This window comes from Saccharopolyspora sp. NPDC049426, assembly GCF_040676935.1.
Taxonomy (GTDB): domain Bacteria; phylum Actinomycetota; class Actinomycetes; order Mycobacteriales; family Pseudonocardiaceae; genus Saccharopolyspora.
This window is the reverse complement of sequence record NZ_JBFAPZ010000009.1, coordinates 276,266-296,646: the sequence shown is the minus strand read 5'-3', so window position 1 is coordinate 296,646 and position 20,381 is coordinate 276,266. Positions and strand designations below refer to the sequence as shown.

The window sequence follows — 20,381 nt, the reverse complement described above, 5'->3', positions numbered from 1 at the left end:
TCACGCCGCCAGGAGGCCGACTCCCAGGGTGACCACGCCTGCGCCGAGGGAGAGCGCGCCCAGCCAGACCAACCAGATCAGCCTGTTCGGTTGCGTCACCTCGCCGCGCCCCATCGACGAGAAGAAGAACCCGGCGGAGATGAGCGCGGCCGACGCGGGAACTCCGATCCGGGCAACCCACCCCCACGCGCCCTGCAAGCCGGCCAGATCGGTGAGCACCAGCGTCACCAGGCTCAACGTGACGAGCGCGCCGGCGTGTGCGTGACCGGCGCGCGCGAAACTCTTCTGGAACGCGGTCATCGGTACCTTGCCGCGGACCACCTGGGTCATGAACCACCCGCCGAACTCGATCCCCACGATTGTCAGCAGCACGGATCCGGCGATGTATCGCGACGCGTCAGTGAGTTCCAGACCTTGCACAACCGCTCCTCAGTGTTGGTGACAGCGTTGCGCGGCTGGGGGCCGCCCTCGCGCCGTCGTCTGGATGCCAGAGTTGTGTAACAGCATTATGTAACAACGTTTCGTCTGTCTGGTCAACGGGCGAAGGGGTTTCGGAACACGTGGGATTCGAATGAGGACACTGTTTCGGAACGGCGTTTTGGTAAGGTTCTGCTGATGGGACGGAAGAAGGTGCACGACGAGACGCTTCGCCTGCGGTTGCTCGATCGCGCAGGTGAGCTCTTGGCCGAAGGCGGGAGCGACGCCCTCAGCCTGCGTGATCTCGCCAGGTCCGCTGGTACCTCGACCAGTGCGGTGTACTCGCTGTTCGGTGGGAAGCCCGATCTGCTGCGCGCGCTGTACATCGAGGGGTTCCACCGCTTGAGCCGGCGACTGCGATCGGTCGATCCGGACCCCGACCCCGTCGAGGATCTGGTGCGGCTGGCGCACGCGTACCGCTCCAGCGCGCTAGCGGACCCGAACTACTACCGGGCCATCTTCGGTCGTGGTCACGATGATCAGGACGAGGAGCTCGCCACCGCGGGCGCCGGCGCCTTCGGGCCGCTGCTGGAGGCCGTGCAGCGCGGTATCAGGGCGGGCAAGCTCGTCGACGAGGATCCCGCCGCGGTCGCCTCGGCGTTGTGGGCACTGGTGCACGGCCTCGTCACCCTGGAGCTGAGCGACTTGCTCCGGCATGGGTCGGAAGGCTTCGATTACGCCGCACGAGCGGCACTGCGCGGATGGCGGACGGAAACCGCCACGCGGTGAGCTGAGACGGGTTGCGCTTCGCGTGCTGCGAACCGCCGACGAATCGCCAACAGCGGATTCGGTTTTCGCCAGGCACGGGTCGTCGAGTTCAGTCGTGGTCTGCGGTGCCTGTGAGGTGGTGGTCGGCGGCTTCCACGGCTTCGGCGAGCAGGCGGCGCACGTGTCCGCCCCTTGCTGCGTAGACCGCTCGGCGTCCGTCTCGCCTGAGGGAGACGAGGCCGGCGAGGCGCAGCTTCGCCAGGTGCTGCGAGACGGCGGGGCGGGCGGCGCCGATCTTGCTCGCCAGGCTGGTCACGTCGTGTTCGGCTCCGCACAGCAGCCACAGCACCCGCACGCGGGTCGGGTCGGACAACATCCTGAACGCCGTCGCGGCGGCCTCGACGTGGTCCGGATCGGGAAGTTCCCGCCACATCTCGGCAGCGGATTCCTCGCGTGCGTACATGAGCACGCATGCTGCCGCATGTCGGGTGGGCGGGGCAATTCGCGTGCCCTGCACCTGCGATCGCCGCGGAGCTCCTACCCCAGGGCGGCGGTTGTTCGGTGGTGGCGGAGGGCGTCGTGCTCGGCGTCGCCGTGCTGTCCGTGCGGGTGGGCGTGGATGAGCGCCCGCGACAGCCGGGGCAGCGCGTGGAGCAGGCGGTGCTCGGCGTCGTGGGCGATGGCGTGGGCCTGGGTCAGCGTGAGGTCGTGATCCACGTCGAGCTCGGCTTCGGCGGTGAGGGAGTGACCGACCCATCGCATGCGGACCCCGGTGACCGCCCGCACGCCGTCGGTGGCGGCGAGGGTCGACTCGGCCCGGTCGATGAGCTGCGGATCGATCGCGTCGAGGAGCCGGGCGAAGACCTCCTTGGCCGCGCCCCACAGGACGGACGTGATCGCCACCGTGATCGCCAGGCCGACCAGCGGATCGGCCCACTGCCAGCCCAGCCACGCGCCACCGGCGGACAGGAGGACGGCCAGGCTCGTGAACCCGTCGGTGCGCGCGTGCAGCCCGTCGGCGACCAGGGCGGCGGAGCCGATCCTGCGGCCCACGGTGATCCGGTAGCGGGCCACGATCTCGTTGCCGGCGAATCCGATCAGACCGGCCGCCGCGACCCAGCCGATGTTGCTCATCTCCCGGGGCTCGATCAAGCGGTGGACCGCCTCCCAGCCCGCGTACGCCGCCGAAGCCGCCATGATCACCAGGATGATGAGGCCTGCGACGTCCTCGGCGCGCCCGAGCCCGTAGGTGAACCGACGAGTCGCCGCCCGGCGTCCCAGCACGAACGCGACCGCCAGCGGGACCGCGGTCAGCGCATCCGCGAAGTTGTGCAGGGTGTCGCCCAGCAGCGCGACCGACCCGGTGAAGCTGAGGACGACCACCTGGAAGACGGCGGTGATCATCAAACCCGCGAAGGAGATCCACAGCGCCCGCATGCCCTGCCTGCTGGCCTCGAGGGTGTTGTCGACGATCTCGGTGCTGTCGTGGCTGTGCGGCGTGACCGCGTGCTTGAGCTGCGCCCACAGCCGCGACCCGCGCGTTCCCCCGTGCCCATGTCCGTGTCCGTGGCCGTGCCCGTGGTCGTGGTCGTGCCCGTGGTCGTGCGCGGGGGAGGGCTGACTCATCGCGACTCCTGCCTCGTGGTCGGTCGCTCCCACGATATGTGCTCACTTGCGCACGCGACAACGTTGCAGCTGCGCATCCGAGGCAACTGGGAACCAGGAGATGGCCGGATCGGGCTCCCAGCCCATGCGGCGCGCGGCGCACGAAAGTATCAGTGCGGGGCTGTTTATCTGCCTAGTTCGCCTCGTCGTGCCGACGTAGTTTGTGGACATCAGGCACCTCTGACGTGTGATTCTCCCTCGTCAGGTGCTGCCCAATCGGTGTCCACAAAGGAGTGACTCCCGCATGTTCGGCATGCCGCGGCGCCTGCTGTTCGGCTACCTCGCCCTCGCCGTGTTCATGACCGGTGATGGTTTCGAGCTCACGTTCTTGTCCCGCTTCCTCGTCGAGAGCGGTTTCTCGCCCACCCAGGCCGGGCTCGTCTTCACCGTGTACGGGCTGGTGGTCGCCTTCTCGGCGTGGACCACCGGCGTGCTGGCCGAGGTCGTCGGCGCCCGGCGCCTGATGGTGCTCGGCGGCGTCCTGTGGATGGTCCTACACGTCCTGTTCCTGACGGTGGGACTGCGCAGCGTGGTCGGCACGATCCTGATCTACAGCCTGCGCGGGGTGGCCTACCCGCTGTTCATGTACTCGTTCGTGGTGCTCATCGCGCAGTCGGTCCACCCCAGTCGCCTGGCCTCGGCGATGGGCTGGTTCTGGGCTTCGTTCTCGCTGGGCCTCGGCGTCATGGGCGCCTACGTGCCCAGCCTGCTGGTCCCCGTGATCGGCGAGTACGCCACGCTGTGGGCGTCGCTGATCTTCGTCGCGGCCGGAACGGCCCTGTGCGCCTTCCTCGTTCCGGGTGCCCCGCCGGAGGCCGACCGCTCGCGGGAGCTCGCCCGCGAGGGCAGGGCTCGGGAGCTGCTGCGCGGGGTGACGATCCTGGTCGAGAACCGGCAGATCGCGCTGTCCGTGGTCATCCGGGTGCTGTGCAACCTGACGCTCTACGCGTTCCCGATGATGATGCCGCTCTACCTGACCACCGACGACGTCGGCGGCGATGCGTGGTTCTCCCTGCCCGAGTGGATGACCCTGTGGGCGATCACGAACGCCATCACCATCGGATCCAACATCATGTGGGGCCGGCTCGGGGACCGCTACGGCTGGATGCGCCAGATGCGCTGGTACGGCTTCGGCGGCATGGCGATCGCGACGCTGGCCTTCGCCTACTTCCCGGTGTGGTTCGGACCGAGCTTCCCGCTGATGATCGTCCCCGCCGTGCTCTTCGCGCTGTCGGTCACCGCCTTCGTGCCGATGGGCGCGATCTTCCCGGCGCTCGCACCGGAGCACCGCGGGGCGGCGATCTCGGCCCACAACCTCGCCTCCGGGCTGACCACCTTCGCGGGTCCTGGCATCGCCACCGCGCTGCTGCCGGTGATCGGACCGATCGGCGTGTGCTGGGCCTTCGCGGGCCTGATGGTGCTGGGCACGATCACCACCTTCTTCATCCACCCGCCCCAGCCGGGCATCACCACCGAGGCCGGTCGGGTGCTCCCGCGCCGCGAGCGCCTGACCAACGCCGCCTGAGAGGACCTGCGACGATGAACCCCACGACCGCTCCCAGCCCGCAGGAGAAGACGATGGACGCCGTCGTCCTCGAACGCCCGCACGAGATCCAGATCCGCCCGGTCCCCGGCCCGGGCCGGGTCGGCCCCGGCGAAGTGCGCATCGGCGTGCACACCGTCGGCATCTGCGGCAGCGACGTCCACTACTACACCCACGGGCGGATCGGGCCCTACGTCGTCGAGGCGCCCATGGTGCTCGGTCACGAAGCCTCCGGCACCGTCCTGGAGGTCGGCGAGGGCGTCACCCACCTGGCCGTCGGCGACCGGGTGTGCATGGAACCGGGCATCCCCGACCCGCGTTCCCGCGCTTCGCGCCTGGGCATGTACAACGTCGACCCCGACGTGCGGTTCTGGGCCACCCCGCCGGTGCACGGCTGCCTGCGACCGGAGGTCGTCCATCCGGCCGACTTCACCTACAAGCTGCCCGACCGGCTGTCCCTGGAGGAAGGCGCGCTCATCGAGCCCTTCGCGGTGGCCGTCCACGCGGTGACCAAGGCGGGGATCTCACCCGGTGACGTGGTCGCCGTCGCGGGAGCCGGGACGATCGGGGTGCTCACCGCGATCGCGGCCGCGGCCAGCGGTGCGTCCCGCGTGCACATCTCCGACGTCGCGCCGGAGAAGTTGGCCAAGATCGAGGCGTACCCGACCATCCACCCCGTCGACGCCACCCGGCAGGACCTGGCCGACGTGGTGCGGGAGGCCACCGACGGCTGGGGCGCGGACGTGGTGTTCGAGGCCAGCGGCCACCCGAGGGCCTTCGGCTCGCTGTGGGAGACCCCCGCACCGGGCGGGACGATCGTGCTGGTGGGCATCCCCGTGGATCCGGTGCCCCTGGACGTCGCCGCCGCGCAAGCCCGAGAACTGCGCATCGAGACGGTGTTCCGCTACGCCAACGCCTACGCGCGAGCCATCGAACTGGCGGCTTCGCCGTCGGTGGACCTGGGCGATCTGATCAGCGCCACCTACCCGGTGGAGGAGGCCGTCGCCGCCTTCGAGCGCGGCGCCGAGGCGCGACCGGGCGACACCAAGATCCAGATCCGAGTGGCGGGAGCCTGACGGTGGGTGCCGCCGCGCGGAGCAGCACGGGCGAAACCGCTTCGCCCGTGCGGGAACTCGTGGTCCCGGACCCGTCGAGCTCCGTGCGGTGGCACCAGCACGACTGGCCGCACCCGCTGGCCCGCTGGCACCACCACCCCGAGGTGGAGGTCCACCTCGTCCGCGAGTCCTCCGGGACGATGATGATCGGTGACCACGTGGGTCCGTTCGGGCCCGGGAACCTGTGCCTCATCGGCTCCTTCCTGCCGCACAACTGGATCTCCCACCTCGAGGACGACGAACCGGTGCGCAACCGCGACGTGGTCCTGCAGCTCGACCAGGACCGGTTCTTCGCCGCTGCCGAGAAGCTGCCGGAGCTGGAGTCCCTGCGCCCGTTGCTGGACGATGCGGCTCGCGGCATCGAGTTCGGCGGCCGCTCGGCGGAGGACGGCGCGGCGGCCTTGGAGGCCGTGCAGGGCACCTTCGGCCTGCGGCGCCTGGCCGCGGTCACCGAGCTGCTGAGCGTGCTCGCCGAGTCGCCCGAGTCCGACCGCCACTACCTCGACAGCCACGGCGGCTCCTACCGCCTGGACGTCGAGGAGACCGAGCTGTTCAACCGGGCGCTGAACTACATCACCGACCACCTCGCGGACCGGATGCTGCTGCGGGACGTGGCCGACGAGGTGGCCTTGAGCCGGGACGCCTTCTCCCGGCTGTTCTCCAAGGCCACCGGCGTGGGCTTCAGCCGCACCGTGAGCCGCATGCGCGTCACGGAGGCGTCCCGCCTGCTGCGCACCACCCGGCTGCCCGTCGCGGAGATCTGCTACCGGGTGGGGTTCACCAACCTGTCGAACTTCAACCGCCAGTTCCGCGCCGCCACCGGCACGACCCCGTCCTGCTACCGCAGGCTCAACCAGCACTGACCGAGCGGACTTCGGGTGCCGGGGTCAGCTCTGGTCGGTGGAGAAGCAGCCTCCCCAGCCGTCCCGGTAGAAACCGCGGATGTGCCTCTCGACGTGCTCCTGCGCCGCGGCGCTGTCGCCGGCTTCCAGCGCTTCGCAGATCGAGCGGTGATCGTTCTTGAGTCCCTCGGCGATCGGGGCCCACGCGTCGCCCAGCTCCTGGAAGGCGTTCAGCAGCGGCCGGCGCATGGATTCGCGGATCGCGATCGTCATGTCGGCGACGAGGCGGTTGCCGCCCGCTTCGGCGATCGCGACGTGGAAATCGGCGTCCAGCTCGTTGAAGCGCTCGCGGTCGCAGTCCGGGTCGTCCATGGCCGCGAGCAGCTCGCGCATCTCCTCCAGGTCGGCCGGAGTGGCTTTCTCCGCGGCGTGCCGGGCGCTCTCGCGTTCCAACATGACCCGCGCGTCCACGACGTGCTGGATGGGGAAGTTGGCCAGCGCCACGTGCAGGCGCAGCAGCCGGTTCAGGGCGCTGCTGGGGGTGGCGGCGACGGTCGTTCCCGCGTCGGGGCCGGTGCCGACCGCCATGCGCAGCACGCCCTGCGCCTCCAGCGCGCGGAACGCTTCGCGGACCGCACCCCGGCTCACGCCGAGCATCTGAGCCAGGTCGCGTTCGGCGGGCAGCCGATCGCCCACCTTCAGCTGGCCGGTCACGATCTGCTCTTCGACCCGCTCGATCACGAGCTCGTAGGTTCGTGCGCGCGCCACCGGGCGCCACGATCCGCCAGCGTTCGGATCGTCGTCGCTCTCGATCCCGGCCATCGGTGCCCCCGAAACCTTTACATCCCCTTCTGGGGCTCTTAGGGTACAGCCACCTTATGGTCCGACCACATAAAGGTCGACATTGGCGGTCTTGACTCAGAGAGGTGTCGCGCCTGTGTACCAACCGGATCCAGCGCCGATCGGCGGAAGCCTGGTGCTCTCGGCCGTGCTCGCGGCCCTGCCCCTCGTCACCGTGTTCGTGCTGCTCGGCGCATTCCGCGTGAAGGCCCACTGGGCGGCCCTGTCCGGGCTCGCGGCGGCTCTGGCGGTGGCCGTGGCCGCCTACGGGATGCCGATCGGCATGGCGTTGTCCTCGGCCGGGCAAGGCATCGCGTTCGGCCTGCTGCCGATCATGTGGATCGTCTTCACCGCGATCTGGCTCTACCAGCTCACGGTGACCAGCGGGCGCTTCGAGGACCTGCGGACGTGCTTCGGCATGATCTCCCCCGATCCGCGGATCCAAGCCGTGGTCATCGCGTTCTGCTTCGGCGGCCTGCTCGAAGCGCTCGCCGGGTTCGGCGCGCCCGTGGCGATCACCGGCATGATGCTGGTCGCGATCGGCTTCCCACCGCTGCGCGCCGCGGTCACGGTCCTGCTCGCCAACACCGCGCCGGTCGCCTTCGGCGCCCTGGCCACCCCGATCATCACCGCCGGTGAGCTGACCGGGATCCCCTACGAGCACATCGGCGCCGTGGTCGGACGGCAGACCCCGGTGCTGGCGCTGGCCGTCCCGTTCCTGCTCGTCCTCATCGTCGACGGACGTCGCGGACTGCGGGAGACCTGGCAGGCAGCGGCCGCGACCGGCGTCGGATTCGCGGTCGCCCAGTTCGTCTGCGCGAACTACATCTCGGTGCAGCTGACCGACATCGTGTCCTCCCTCGTGGGCGCGGTGGCGCTGGTGGTCCTCCTCCGCTTCTGGCAGCCGCGCGGCGGCGAAGCGGCGCACCAGCGCCTCGGCCGCCCGGCACCGGCCGACGGCCCCAGCGATGGAGCCGCCGCCACGCGGACGATCGTGGGGGAGCGGCAGCGGCTCAGCGCAGGCCGGACCGCGATGGCCCTGCTGCCCTACGTCCTCGTCGTGGTCGTGTTCTCGGTGGTCAAGCTGTGGGAGCCGCTGGGCGACGCCCTGGACGCCACGACCGTGAAGATCCCGTGGCCCGGATTGCACGGCGCGCTGCTGACGGCGTCCGGAGAACCCTCCAGCACAACCGTTTTCAGCCTGAGCTGGCTGTCCTCTCCCGGAAGCCTGCTCCTGCTCTGCGGATTCGGCGTCGTGGCCGCCTACCGGATCCCGTTGCGCGCCGCGCTCTCCGACCTGGTCAGCACCGCGAGGTCGCTGCGGTGGTCGGCGCTCGCGGTCGTCTGCGTGCTCGCCCTGGCCTACGTCATGAACCAGTCCGGGCAGACCACGACGATCGGTACCGCCATCGCCGCCGCGGGCGCGGCGTTCGTCTTCCTGTCGCCGGTGCTGGGCTGGATCGGCGTCGCGGTGACGGGATCGGACACCAGCGCGAACGCCCTGTTCGCCGGGTTGCAGCAGGTGGCCGCGCAGAAGGTGGGCGTCGACCCGGCACTGCTGGTGGCCGCCAACACCTCCGGCGGCGTGATGGGCAAGATGGTCAGCCCGCAGAACCTGAGCATCGCGGCCAGCGCGGTCGGCCTGGTCAACCAGGAGGCGACGCTGCTGCGGGTGACGCTGAAGTGGAGCCTGGGACTGCTGCTGGCGCTCTGCGTCCTCGTCTTCCTGCAGGCCACCGTCCTCGCCTGGATGTTGCCGCAGTAGCGGACCCGGGCACCCACCGAACGAACGAGAGAGGAAAACCCGTGAGCGAGCGGCAGATCCCCCGCTGGTCAGAGCTGAAACCCCTCCTGCGGCCACGGCCCGTCGAGCTCGACGGCACCCGGCGCAGGCTCTCCCGGGCGCACACCATCGCCGATCTCCGGCAGCTGGCGCGTCGTCGCACGCCGAAGGCGCCGTTCGACTACACCGACGGCGCCGCCGAGGAGGAGATCAGCCTGCGGCGGGCGCGCCAGGCGTTCCGCCAGGTCGAGTTCCACCCCGCCGTGCTCCGCGACGTCTCGGCGGTGGACCCGTCCGCGGAGGTCCTCGGCGCGCGCTCGGCGTTGCCGTTCGCGTTCGCCCCGACCGGGTTCACGCGGATGATGCAGCACGAGGGCGAGCGGGCGGTGGCCCGCGTCGCCGAACGGGCCGGCATCCCGTTCTCGCTGTCGACCATGGGCACGACGTCGATCGAGGACGTCGCCCGCTCCGCGCCGAACGCGCGCAAGTGGTTCCAGCTCTACCTCTGGAAGGACCGCGAAGCCAGCGAGGACCTCGTCAACCGCGCGCTGGAGAGCGGTTACGACACGCTGATCCTCACGGTCGACACCCCGGTCGCGGGCGCCCGGCACCGGGACGCGCGGAACGGGTTGACGATCCCGCCGGCGCTGTCCGCGCGCACCTTCGTCGACGGCGTGCTGCACCCGGCCTGGAGCTTCAACCTGCTCACGACCGAACCGCTGTCGTTCGCCTCGCTGTCCTCCTGGGACGGCACCGTCGCCGAGCTGATCAACACCATGTTCGACCCCACGGTGACCTTCGCCGACCTGGAGTGGCTGCGGGAGCTCTGGCCGCACAAGCTCGTGGTCAAGGGCGTGCAGAGCACGACCGACGCCCGCGACGTCGTCGCCGCCGGTGCGGACGCGGTGGTGCTGTCCAACCACGGCGGTCGCCAGCTGGACCGCGCGCCCACCCCGTTGAAGCTGCTGCCGCGGGTGGTCGACGAACTCCAGGGCCGAGCCGAAATCCTGCTGGACACCGGCATCCTCAGCGGTGCCGACATCATCGCGGCCGTCGCCAACGGCGCGAACGGATGCCTGATCGGCAGGGCCTTCCTGTACGGCTTGATGGCCGGCGGCGAACGCGGGGTCGATCGGGCGGTGGAGATCCTGAGCGCCGAGATCACCCGAACCATGCAGTTGCTCGGCGTCAGCCGGCTCACCGACCTGACACCGGAGCACGTGACCCTGCCCGGATGACACTGGTGGCCTGAGCGCCGAGCACGCCCCTCGGTGCTCAGGCCCGGAGCCGGCGCTAGGAGCTTAAGAAGGCGGCGGAGCCGCTGTTTCAAGTGTGGGACTCAGCCGGCACCGCCGCGGGTTCTGCCACAAGCACCGCCAAGCAACGCGATTCCTCAACAGCTCCTAGTGTCCTGCCGGACGATCTCGCGCTCGACGTGGTCGTGCAGCACCTTCCGCATCCGCTCCACGGAACGGCCGGGCCTGGCGGTGAGGACCTGGATGCCCAAGCCGTCGATCAGCGCGGTCAGCGGCACGGTGAGGTCCTCGGGATCGGTGTCGGCGATGAACACGCCCTGCTGCTGGCCTTCCCGGATGGTGCGGGCGATCGTGTCGTGCCAGCGGGTGTAGGAATCCGAGTGCAGCACGCCCATCTCCGGGTTGCGCGCGCTCTCGTTCCACACCTGCAACCAGATCGACCACTCCAGCCGCAGCAGGCCGGGTTTGGGCAGCTGGAGCTCGACGAGCCGCAGCAGGCGTTCGTGCGCGTCGTCGATGCTGTGCAGTTCGGCGACCTGCCGGTCGAACGCCTGCCGCACCGAATGCCGCAGCGCTTCGGTGAGGAGGTCGTCCCTGCCGGGGAAGTGGTAGTGGATGGTCGCCGCGCTGACCCCGCACGCCTTCGCGACGTCGGAGATCCGCACCGCGTGGTAGCCGTGCTCGGCGATCAGGTGCCAGGCGGCGTCGAGGATCTGCTGATGGCGCCCGGCCTCCCGCGCGTCGGCGGTGCGGGCCAGGACGGCCGAGCGCTGCGGCGCGGCGGCAACCGTGTCGGCCTCGTCGCTGCCGTTGATCAGCCAGTTCACCGTGACGTTGCCGACCTCGGCGATGCGGGTGAGCTCGGCGGGGGTGAAGCGCCTGGTGCCGGCCAGCGACTTCGACAGCTTGGTGGCGTCCAGCCCGATCTGCTCGGCGAACGCGCGCTGGCTGCCCGGGTGCGCGCGCAGCACGTCCTTCACCCGGTCGCGCAGCGACGACTCCTTCTCCTCCACGACCCCGAACACTAACAGGCATTGCGACAATCGCAACGCGCGAGCTCATCGCAACGCTGCGAGCAGCTGGTAGCAGCGTTGCACACCTCCAAAAAATGCCGGTTGCGCTGTGGTTAAGGTGACCGGCACTTGACGGGACGAACAAAAGGGCTCAATGTTTACGCCGTTGCGCAACTGACTCATCAGTCGAATCGCAACGCCGATCCGCTCGGCGAGCGCCAGCTGCCCGGCGTGGAACACACGCATCGGCCACGGCTCGCTCCCGGCGGGCGTCCCGCGAGACACGGCACGACGAGGCGCGGTACGGCAAGCCCGGCCGGCAGGCGTCGGCCACGAGATGTGGAGGTGCTTCCGTCATCCCTGCGACAGGCGGAAAAGTTCGGATCGACAGACGGATCTTCTGGTTCTCGGTGCTGCTGGTGGCCGCGATCTGCGTCCCGGTCATGATCGCCCCGGAACGTGGTCAACAGGCTCTCGACAGCGCGCTCGGTCTGCTGACCGGGAAGTTCGGGTGGCTCTATCTCTGGTTCGCCGCCGCGGTCGCGGGCTTCCTCGGATGGCTGGCGTTCAGCCGCTACGGCCGGGTGAAGTTCGGCGGTCGCGACGACAGGCCAGAGTTCTCCACCTACAGCTGGCTGGCCATGATCTTCACCTCGGGCATCGGCGGTGGGATCATCTACTGGGGTGTCATCGAGTGGTCGTACTACTACGTCGAGCCACCGATGGGCATCCAGCCCCGCAGCACCGAGGCGGCCGACTGGGCCGCCACCTACCCGCTGTTCCACTGGGGATTCACCGCGTGGGGCCTGTTCTGCTTACCCGCCCTGGCGCTCGCCTACGTCTACCACGTGCGCAAGCAGCGGACCCTGCGGCTCAGCGACGCGTGCCGCGGAGTGATCGGGGACCGGGCCGACGGCTGGCTCGGTCGGATCATCGACGTGCTGTTCATCTTCGGCCTGATCGGAGCCGCGGGCACCTCGCTGGGGCTGGAGGTCCCGCTGGTGTCCGAGGGCATCGCCTCGATGACCCCGCTGGAGAAGGGCACGCCCCTGGACATCGGGATCGTCGTGGTCTGGACGGCGCTGTTCGGCGTGAGCGTGTTCCTGGGAATGCAGAAGGGGCTCAAGCGCCTCGCCGACATCAACGTGTGGCTGGCGCTCGGACTCGGACTGTTCATCCTGGTGCTGGGCCCGACGGTGTTCCTGATCGACACCTTCACCCAGAGCTTCGGCATCCTGCTGCAGAACTTCGTGGAGATGAGCTTCTACACCGACCCGGTGGGCGGTTCCGGGTTCGAGGAGACCTGGACCATCTTCTACTGGGGCTGGTGGATCGCCTACGCGCCATTCGTCGGCCTGTTCACCGCCAAGATCTCCAAGGGCCGCACGGTCCGCGGGCTGATCGGCGCGATGTGCCTCGCGGGCAGCGCCGGGTGCTGGCTGGCGTTCATGCTGCTGGGCAACACCTCGCTGTACTTCGAGCTCAACAAGATCGTGCCGGTGGCCGACATCGTGCAGCAGCAGGGCGACACGGCGGGCATCATCGCCACCCTGGCGCACCTGCCGCTCGGTTCGTTCGCGGTGGTGGCCTTCCTGCTGCTGATGGTGGTCTTCCTGGCCACGACGCTGGACTCCTCGGCCTACACCATGGCCGCGGTGGCGTCCAAGGACCTGCCGCAGGACGTGGAACCGGCGAGGTGGCACCGCGTCTTCTGGGCGATCGTGCTGGCGGGGGTGTCGATCGTGCTGATGTACACCGGAGGGCTCGAAGCCCTGCAGACCTTGTCCATCATCACCGCGTTCCCGCTGATCTTCGTGCTGGTGCTCGTCGCGGTGTCGCTGATCAGATGGCTGCGAGCCGACTTCGGCGAGCACGGGGCCGCTCCTTCGCTCGTGGCCGCGCCCGCCGAGCGCGAAGATCCGGAGAAGGACCCGGTAGCGGCGGCGAACTGACCACCCGGATCGGGACCGTCCTAATGAGCGACGGTCCCGATCCGCATCAGCCGGATCTGCGCTGGGCTCACCGGCTCCCGTCCTGGGCGAGGGCGGTCCCCGGCTCGCCGTCGGGGGCGGGGCTCGCCTCCCGGATCGGCTCTGGTGCTTCCGCTGAGCGCTCGGAGGAGGTGGGGTCGGCGAGGACCTGCCTGGCGCGGTTGATGTCGAGGTTCCGGTCCCACTTGGCGATCACCAGGGTGGCGACGGCGTTGCCGTAGAAGTTGACCAGGGCGCGGCATTCGGACATGAACTTGTCGATGCCGAAGATCAGCATGATGCCCGCTGCGGGCACGGTCCCGACGGTCGACAGCGTCGCGGTCAGGGCGATGAACCCGCCGCCCGCAACGCCTGCGGCGCCCTTGGAGGTGAGCAGCATGACCGCGAGCAGCCCGAGTTGCTGGGTGATGCTCAACGGGGTGTTGGTGGCCTGCGCGATGTAGAGGGTCGCCAGCGACAGGTAGATCGCGGCGCCGTCGAGGTTGAAGCTGTAGCCGGTCGGGACGACGAGGCCGACGGTGGTGCGGTCGGCGCCCATGAACGTCATCTTGCGCATCAGGCCCGGCAGGGCGGGTTCGGCGGTGGAGGTGCCCAGCACCAGGAAGAACTCGTCCTTGAGGTAGCGGAAGAGCTGGAAGATGTTGAGCCGGACGTAGGCGGCGAGGAACCCGCCGAGGACGACCACCACGAACAGGATCGAGGTGGTGTAGAACAGGGCGATCAGCGATCCGAGGCTGGTCAGCGTGGACAGTCCGAACTTGCCGATGGCGTAGGCCATCGCGCCGAAGGCGCCGAGCGGGGCGGCCTTCATCACGAAGCTCAGGACCTTGAACACGATGTCGGTGAGCCGCTTGACGCCGAGGATGACCGGTTCGCCGATCGGGCCGACCGCCTTGATCGCGATGCCGAAGAGCACCGCCAGGAAGATGATCTGCAGGATGTCGCCTTCGACGAAGGCGCCGAAGAAGCTGTCCGGGACGATGTGGGTGAGGAACTCCCACCAGTGCTGCGACTCGCCGGATTCGATGTACTCCTGGGCTTTGCCGCTGGTCTGGATCGTCGACGGGTCGGCGTTGACGCCTTCGCCGAGGCGGACGACGTTGATCGCGACCAACCCGAAGACCATCGCGATGATCGTGCCGACCTGGAAGTACGTCAGGGCTTTGAGACCGGTCAGACCGACCTTCTTCAGGTCGGCGACGCTCGCGATGCCGCCGATGATCGTGAGGAAGACGATCGGGCCGATCAGCATCTTCATGGCGTCGATGAAGGTCGTCCCGATGGGCTCCATCGCCTCACCGAGGTCGGGCCACCGCCAGCCGACGACGATGCCGATGACGATGGCGAGCAGGACCTGGACGTAGAGCTGCCGGTACCAGGGCTTGGCCCTCGGCTTCCCGTCGTCCGGAACCGGGTGCTGTGCGGTCTGCGTCATTGCGTCTCCTGCACGTCGATCGTCGAGGCCGGGGCCCTGCGGGTCGGACCGGGCCGGTGTGGCGGAGATTCGGCTCGGAGCCTCCTCGCCCAGGAAGGTGGCCATGACATTGACCGGATTCGCGGTGCGCCGTCCAACAGGGACTCGCTACCCGACGGATAGGTTTGACGAATGAATGCCCATTAAGCTGGGGCGATCGAAGGTCGCCGGCTCCCGAGGAAGTTTCGGATGGACGCACGTCAGCTCGAGTACTTCATGGCCATCGTCGACAACGACGGCTTCGGCCGTGCGGCGCAGAAGCTGCACATCGCGCAGCCGTCGCTGTCGCAAGCGGTCGCGGGCCTGGAACGCGAGCTCGGGGTGCGGCTGTTCCACCGGATCGGACGCGGCGCGGTGCTCAGCGATGCGGGCAAGGAGCTGATCGGACCGGCGCGCCAGGTCCTGCGCGACCTGCGCACGGCCAGAGCGACGATGGACTCGCTGAAGGGCGTGCAGCGCGGCCGCGTCGAGCTGGTGACGATGCCGTCACCCGGCATCGAGCCGCTCAGCACGCTGACCCGCCTGTTCACCCAGCAGCACCCGGGCGTGATCGTCGCAGCGGACGCCGCCTTCACACCGGAAGAAGTCGTGCAGAAGGTCCGGGACGGAGCCTGCGAACTCGGCCTGGTCGGAGCTCCCGGCAGCGTGCTGGCCCCGGGCGTCGACGTGCTGCCGCTGGAATCCCAGAACTTCGTCGTGGTCGGCGCGGACGACGCGGGCTTCCCGGACGAGGACCCCGTACCGCGAGCAGCGCTGGCGGGCGCGCGGCTGATCGCCTCGCCACCCGGCAGCCAGATGCGTCGCATCGTGGACGAGATGCTCGCCTCCGGTGAGGACCTGGAGATCGTGGCCGAGGTCGCGCACCGCACCTCCATCCTGCCGCTGGTGCTGCAGGGTGTCGGGCTCGCCGTGCTGCCCTCGGCCTGGGCACCCCTGGCCCGCCGGGCCGGGGCCCGCGTCGCGCGCATCGACCCACCGTCCCAGCTGCACGTCTCGCTGATCAGCCGGTCCGCACCGCTGACACCGGCCGCTCAGGCGTTCCTGACCGTGGCCCGCTCCCACACGCCGGTCGGCTACCTGGAGCAGACGACATAGCCAGCACCTATCAACCGGATCGGCAGCGCGTGTTGGACGTCCGGCGCCCGCCGGTCTTCACTCGGAGGCAAGACGAGTCGAACGCAGCAGGGAGTCACCCGATGTCAGCACAGCGCACGTTCACCATCGCCGCCATCCCCGCAGACGGTGTGGGAACCGAGGTGGTCGCCGCCGGCCGGGCCGTGCTCGACGCGCTGGCCGCGGCGTCCGGTGGCCGCTTCGCCTTCGACTGGACCGAGTTCCCCTGGGGCTGCGGGTACTACGAGAAGACCGGTCGCATGATGGACGAGGACGGCCTGGAAGCGCTCCAGGACTTCGACGCGCTGTACTTCGGTGCCGTCGGCTGGCCGTCGGTGCCCGACCACATCAGCCTGTGGGGCCTGCGGCTGCGGATCTGCCAGAGCTTCGACCAGTGGGCGAACGTCCGGCCGGTGCACTTCCACCCCGGCATCACCTCGCCGCTGCGCAAGGCCGACGACACCCCGCTGGACTGGGTCGTGGTCCGGGAGAACAGCGAAGGCGAGTACGCCGGTCTCGGTGGCCGCAACCTCGCGGGTCGCGGACCCGGCAACGAGGTGGCGTTGCAGACCGCGCTGTTCACCGAGAAGGGCTGCGAGCGCATCATGCGGTTCGCCTTCGACCTCGCGCGGGGGCGCGAGCGCAAGAAGGTGTCGTCGGTGACCAAGAGCAACGCCCAGCAGTACGGCATGGTGCTCTGGGACGAGGTGTTCGAGCGCGTGGCCGCCGACTACCCGGACGTGGAGACCGAGAGCGTGCTCGTCGACGCGATGTCGGCGAAGTTCGTCCTGCACCCCGAGGACCTGTCGGTGGTGGTGGCCTCCAACCTCAACGCCGACATCCTCTCCGACCTCGGCTCCGCCCTGGCCGGCAGTCTCGGGCTCGCCGCCAGCGCGAACCTCAACCCCGACCGCCGGTTCCCGTCGATGTTCGAGCCCGTCCACGGCTCCGCCCCCGACATCGCCGGTCAGGGACTGGCCAACCCGATCGGCGCGATCGGCAGCGCCGCGCTCATGCTGGACCACTTCGGCCTGACCGACGAGGCCACCCGCGTCCGCGAGGCCATCGAGGCCACCACCGCTTCGGGCCTGCTCACCCCCGACGTCGGCGGAACCGCCAAGACCGACGAGATCGTCGAAGCGATCCTCACCCACCTCTCCTGATTCGATGCCGCTGACACCCACCCCGAGATCGCGGAACGGGGTGGGCGGCCGGCGTTGCGAGCGCGCGCTCGATCAGCGGGTGTGTTGTGGACGTGCGGTGCGAGTGACTTATGGCCCTGGAGGTTCGGTCGGTTCGTGCGGAGCATCGGGCGGTGTTGAGCCCTGGACACGTGGCGCAGGTGTGCCGCGTCGTTCCACACCCGAGGAAGGAACTGCATGGGCACCATCACCACCAACGACGGCACCGAGATCTTCTTCAAGGACTGGGGTTCGGGCACGCCGATCGTGTTCAGCCACGGCTGGCCGCTCTCGGCCGACGACTGGGACGCCCAGATGCTGTACTTCCTGGAGCGCGGATATCGGGTGATCGCCCACGACCGGCGCGGGCACGGACGCTCCAGCCAGACCGGCGACGGCCACGACATGGACCACTACGCCGACGATCTCGCCGCGGTGACAGCCCATCTCGACTTGACCGGCGCGGTTCACGTGGGCCATTCGACCGGCGGCGGTGAAGTGATCCGGTACCTGGCCAGGCACGGCGAGGCGCGGGTGTCCAAGGCCGCCATCATCAACGCCGTTCCGCCGTTGATGGTCGCCACCGAAGCCAACCCCGGCGGTCTGCCCCGGCGAGTGTTCGACGACCTGCAGGCGCAGCTGGCGGCCAACCGCTCGCAGTTCTACCGCGACCTCCCGTCGGGTCCCTTCTACGGATTCAACCGGCCGGGCGTGGAACCAGCGGAAGCCCTCATCCAGAACTGGTGGCGGCAAGGCATGATGGGCGGCGCGAAGGCGCACTACGACGGCATCGTCGCCTTCTCCCAGACCGACTTCACCGATGATCTGACGAAGATCACCGTTCCGGTGCTGGTGATGCACACCGATGCCGATCAGATCGTGCCGTACGAGAACTCCGGGCCCCTGTCGGCGAAGCTGCTGAAGAACGCGACGCTGAAGACCTACCGAGGTCTGCCGCACGGCATGCCCACCACGCACGCGGAGACGATCAACGCCGACCTGCTGGAGTTCCTGACCGAGCGATCCTGAAACGGCTTGTCACCAGACGGTGTAGCCGCCGTCCACGACGAGATCGGTTCCGGTGCAGTAGCTGCTGGCGTCGGAGGCGAGGAAGACCACGGCCGGGGCGATCTCGCGGGGTTCGGCGACGCGGTTCATCGGGGTGCCGTCGATCCAGGCCCGACGCCACTCCTCGTTGCTCAGACCGCGTTTGGTCAGCTCGGTGCCCACGTAGCCGGGGGAGACGGAGTTGACCCGCACCCCGCGAGCAGCCCATTCCCCGGCCAAGGACTTGGTGAGGTGGATGACGCCCGCCTTCGCGGCGTTGTAGGCGGACTGGGGCTGCGGGCGGTTGGAGATGTGGCCGCTCATGCTGCCGGTGTTGATGATGCTCCCGGAGCCCTGCGCGAGCATCCGCTTTCCCGCGGCCCGGCAGCTGTAAAACACGCCGTCGAGGTTCACCGACATCACGCGGCGCCAGTCCGCGGGGTCGAGGTCTTCGCTGGGGTGGTTGTGCACGATGCCGGCGTTGTTCACCGCGACGTCGACGGAACCGCCCGCGGTCACCACGTGCTCGAACGCCGCCTCGACGCTGTCGGGATCGGTGACGTCCGCGGCCACGAACTCGACGCCGTGGCGCTCGGCCGATGCTCGACCGCTGTCGGGGTTGACGTCGCAGATGAACACCCGGGCACCGGCGTCGCGGAGGCCGAGCACGATGGCCTCGCCGATGCCCTGCGCGCCGCCGGTGACGATCGCGTTCCTGCCGTTGAGCGCGAACAGGTCGGTCATGTTCCCTCCCGGGAGTGGGTGGACGTTGACATCGCCGATCTCGTGCGGACCAGTGGGAAGCCGGTGATCACACAACCTCGGCGTTCGCCTGGTAGACGGGCTTGAGCCCGTCGTAGAGCCGGCGGTGGGCGGGGAAGATCCGGTCGTACTCCTGCGCAGGCCCCGGTTGGGGGACGAAGGTGCGCTCCACGCTCACCCCGGCCAGCGCCTGGTCGAAATCGCTCCACTGACCGGCACCGACTCCCGCTGCCAGCGCGGCACCGTAGGCGCCTCCTTCCGAGGATCCGGTCACCACGGCGATGTCCCGGTCGAGCACGTCGGCGAGCATCTGCAGCCACAACGGCTCGCTGGTCGCACCGCCGGAGGCGATGACGCGCTCGCAGCCGAGCCCGGCGTCGCGGCACACCTCCAGGATCTCCCGGAGGTTGAGCAGCACCCCTTCCATCACGCTGCGCGCCAGGTGGCCGACGTGGTGGATCGGCGTCAGCCCCACCCAGCTGCCGGTCGCCTCCGGGGCGACGTGCGGGGACCGCTCACCGAGCAGGTAGGGCAGGAAGCGGAGGCCGTCGGAACCGGGATCGACGGCCTTGGCGAGGCTGATGAGCCGGTCGAAGGAGATCGGAGTGGTGGTGGCGGGCGCGAGCGCGTCGCGCAACCACTGGAAGGCCCCACCGGCGCTGAGCGAAACACCCATGCAGTGCCAGCGTCCCGGCGCGTTGCCGCAGGACACCTGGACCCGGCCCCCGGGGTTGTCGGGGCAGGAGGACGCGCCGCCGGCGACGATTCCGGCGGTACCGATGGTGAACCCCACTGGGCCGGCGTCGACGAGGCCCATCGCGGTCGTCTGGATGACCGCGTCTCCGCCGCCGCCGAAGACCGGGGTGCCGGTGGGGACGTTCCACCGCTCGGCCAGTTCGGGTCGGACCTGCCCGGTCTGGTCGGTGGACTCGACGACGTCGGGCAGCAGCGAGCGGTCGATGTCGAGCAGCTGGAGCAGTTCGTCGGACCAGGCGCGGCGCGCCACGTCGAACAGGCCGGTGCCCGAGGCGTCGGAGACGTCGGTGGCGCACGTCCCGGTCATGCGCAGCCGGAGGTAGTCCTTGGGGTTGAGGACGCGTGCCGTGCGCGCGAAGAGCTCCGGCTCGTTCTCCCGGAACCAGACGATCTTGCCTCCGGTGAAACCGGGCAGCATCCGGTTCCTGGTCATCCGCAGGAGCTCGTCGAGCCCGCCTGCCCGTTCGGTGATCCAGTCGCACTGCGGTGCGGCCCGCTGGTCGTTCCACAGGATCGCGTGCCGCAGCGGTTCGCCCGCGGCGTCGAGGGCGGTGAGCCCGTGCATCTGGCCGCACAGGCCGATTCCCGACACCTCCCGCCCGCCCTCGGGCAGCAACGCGGTCAGCGCCGTGATCGCATCATCGGTGGCGCGCCACCACTCCGCCGGGTCCTGCTCGGCCCATCCCTGCCGGAGGTTGATCATGGCGTAGTCGCGGCTCTGCTTGGCGATCACTTCGCCGTCGCCGTTGACGGCGATGACCTTGCAGGTGGAGGTGCCGAGATCGATGCCGATGATCATGGTGCTACGTCCTTCC

General features: G+C 69.4%; 18 protein-coding genes. 10 read left to right on the top strand and 8 right to left on the bottom strand.

Annotated features, from left to right (window positions below; translation table 11 throughout):
- Positions 1 to 372, bottom strand: coding sequence for a hypothetical protein (locus tag AB0J78_RS21440; RefSeq protein ID WP_363791636.1), 372 nt, complete (start codon positions 370 to 372; stop codon positions 1 to 3).
- A 243-nt stretch (positions 373 to 615) separates the two neighbouring features.
- Here AB0J78_RS21440 and AB0J78_RS21435 point away from each other — a divergent pair, with 243 nt between their 5' ends.
- Positions 616 to 1,206, top strand: coding sequence for a TetR/AcrR family transcriptional regulator (locus tag AB0J78_RS21435; RefSeq protein ID WP_363791634.1), 591 nt, complete (start codon positions 616 to 618; stop codon positions 1,204 to 1,206).
- 88 nt (positions 1,207 to 1,294) lie between these two features.
- Here the strand turns inward: AB0J78_RS21435 and AB0J78_RS21430 are convergent, their stop codons facing one another.
- On the bottom strand, positions 1,295 to 1,648 hold the full coding sequence (locus tag AB0J78_RS21430; RefSeq protein ID WP_363791632.1) for a metalloregulator ArsR/SmtB family transcription factor: 354 nt from the start codon (positions 1,646 to 1,648) through the stop codon (positions 1,295 to 1,297).
- A 74-nt stretch (positions 1,649 to 1,722) separates the two neighbouring features.
- On the bottom strand, positions 1,723 to 2,811 hold the full coding sequence (locus tag AB0J78_RS21425) for a cation diffusion facilitator family transporter (RefSeq protein WP_363791630.1): 1,089 nt from the start codon (positions 2,809 to 2,811) through the stop codon (positions 1,723 to 1,725).
- 283 nt (positions 2,812 to 3,094) lie between these two features.
- Between AB0J78_RS21425 and AB0J78_RS21420 the strand changes: the two genes are divergently transcribed.
- The 3 genes from AB0J78_RS21420 to AB0J78_RS21410 are packed head-to-tail and all read left to right on the top strand — an operon-like array spanning position 3,095 to position 6,371.
- Positions 3,095 to 4,375 (top strand): MFS transporter, encoded by a 1,281-nt coding sequence (locus tag AB0J78_RS21420; RefSeq protein WP_363791628.1) that lies wholly within the window; start codon positions 3,095 to 3,097, stop codon positions 4,373 to 4,375.
- A 14-nt stretch (positions 4,376 to 4,389) separates the two neighbouring features.
- Positions 4,390 to 5,469: an NAD(P)-dependent alcohol dehydrogenase gene (locus AB0J78_RS21415; RefSeq protein ID WP_363791626.1), complete on the top strand. Its 1,080-nt coding sequence runs from the start codon at positions 4,390 to 4,392 to the stop codon at positions 5,467 to 5,469.
- Positions 5,470 to 5,471: 2 nt separating this feature from the next.
- Entirely contained in the window at positions 5,472 to 6,371 is a 900-nt protein-coding gene (locus AB0J78_RS21410; protein ID WP_363791624.1) for an AraC family transcriptional regulator, read from the top strand.
- Positions 6,372 to 6,395: 24 nt separating this feature from the next.
- Here AB0J78_RS21410 and AB0J78_RS21405 read toward each other — a convergent pair whose 3' ends face one another.
- On the bottom strand, positions 6,396 to 7,118 hold the full coding sequence (locus tag AB0J78_RS21405) for a FadR/GntR family transcriptional regulator (protein ID WP_363791622.1): 723 nt from the start codon (positions 7,116 to 7,118) through the stop codon (positions 6,396 to 6,398).
- Positions 7,119 to 7,287: 169 nt separating this feature from the next.
- Between AB0J78_RS21405 and AB0J78_RS21400 the strand changes: the two genes are divergently transcribed.
- Positions 7,288 to 8,955, top strand: coding sequence for an L-lactate permease (locus AB0J78_RS21400; RefSeq protein WP_363791620.1), 1,668 nt, complete (start codon positions 7,288 to 7,290; stop codon positions 8,953 to 8,955).
- 41 nt (positions 8,956 to 8,996) lie between these two features.
- On the top strand, positions 8,997 to 10,211 hold the full coding sequence (locus AB0J78_RS21395; protein ID WP_363791618.1) for an alpha-hydroxy acid oxidase: 1,215 nt from the start codon (positions 8,997 to 8,999) through the stop codon (positions 10,209 to 10,211).
- 155 nt (positions 10,212 to 10,366) lie between these two features.
- On the opposite strand, the gene AB0J78_RS21390 is transcribed toward AB0J78_RS21395, so the two are convergent.
- Positions 10,367 to 11,242, bottom strand: coding sequence for a TetR/AcrR family transcriptional regulator (locus tag AB0J78_RS21390; RefSeq protein ID WP_363791616.1), 876 nt, complete (start codon positions 11,240 to 11,242; stop codon positions 10,367 to 10,369).
- 356 nt (positions 11,243 to 11,598) lie between these two features.
- On the opposite strand from AB0J78_RS21390, the gene AB0J78_RS21385 reads away from it, so the two are divergent.
- On the top strand, positions 11,599 to 13,194 hold the full coding sequence (locus AB0J78_RS21385; RefSeq protein ID WP_363791713.1) for a BCCT family transporter: 1,596 nt from the start codon (positions 11,599 to 11,601) through the stop codon (positions 13,192 to 13,194).
- A gap of 67 nt (positions 13,195 to 13,261) precedes the next feature.
- On the opposite strand, the gene dctA is transcribed toward AB0J78_RS21385, so the two are convergent.
- Positions 13,262 to 14,668 (bottom strand): C4-dicarboxylate transporter DctA, encoded by a 1,407-nt coding sequence (gene dctA / locus AB0J78_RS21380; RefSeq protein WP_363791614.1) that lies wholly within the window; start codon positions 14,666 to 14,668, stop codon positions 13,262 to 13,264.
- 228 nt (positions 14,669 to 14,896) lie between these two features.
- Between dctA and AB0J78_RS21375 the strand changes: the two genes are divergently transcribed.
- From AB0J78_RS21375 to AB0J78_RS21365, 3 genes are all read left to right on the top strand, one after another.
- Entirely contained in the window at positions 14,897 to 15,802 is a 906-nt protein-coding gene (locus AB0J78_RS21375) for a LysR family transcriptional regulator (RefSeq protein ID WP_363791612.1), read from the top strand.
- 101 nt (positions 15,803 to 15,903) lie between these two features.
- Positions 15,904 to 16,983 carry a tartrate dehydrogenase gene (locus tag AB0J78_RS21370; RefSeq protein ID WP_363791610.1) on the top strand — a complete coding sequence of 360 codons (1,080 nt, stop codon included), beginning with the start codon at positions 15,904 to 15,906 and terminating at the stop codon, positions 16,981 to 16,983.
- A 216-nt stretch (positions 16,984 to 17,199) separates the two neighbouring features.
- Positions 17,200 to 18,030 carry an alpha/beta hydrolase gene (locus AB0J78_RS21365; protein ID WP_363791608.1) on the top strand — a complete coding sequence of 277 codons (831 nt, stop codon included), beginning with the start codon at positions 17,200 to 17,202 and terminating at the stop codon, positions 18,028 to 18,030.
- 9 nt (positions 18,031 to 18,039) lie between these two features.
- Here the strand turns inward: AB0J78_RS21365 and AB0J78_RS21360 are convergent, their stop codons facing one another.
- Positions 18,040 to 18,792, bottom strand: a complete 753-nt coding sequence (locus AB0J78_RS21360) for an SDR family oxidoreductase (protein ID WP_363791605.1) — start codon at positions 18,790 to 18,792, stop codon at positions 18,040 to 18,042.
- A gap of 67 nt (positions 18,793 to 18,859) precedes the next feature.
- Positions 18,860 to 20,365 (bottom strand): xylulokinase, encoded by a 1,506-nt coding sequence (xylB, locus tag AB0J78_RS21355; protein WP_363791603.1) that lies wholly within the window; start codon positions 20,363 to 20,365, stop codon positions 18,860 to 18,862.
- Positions 20,366 to 20,381 lie beyond the last annotated feature (16 nt).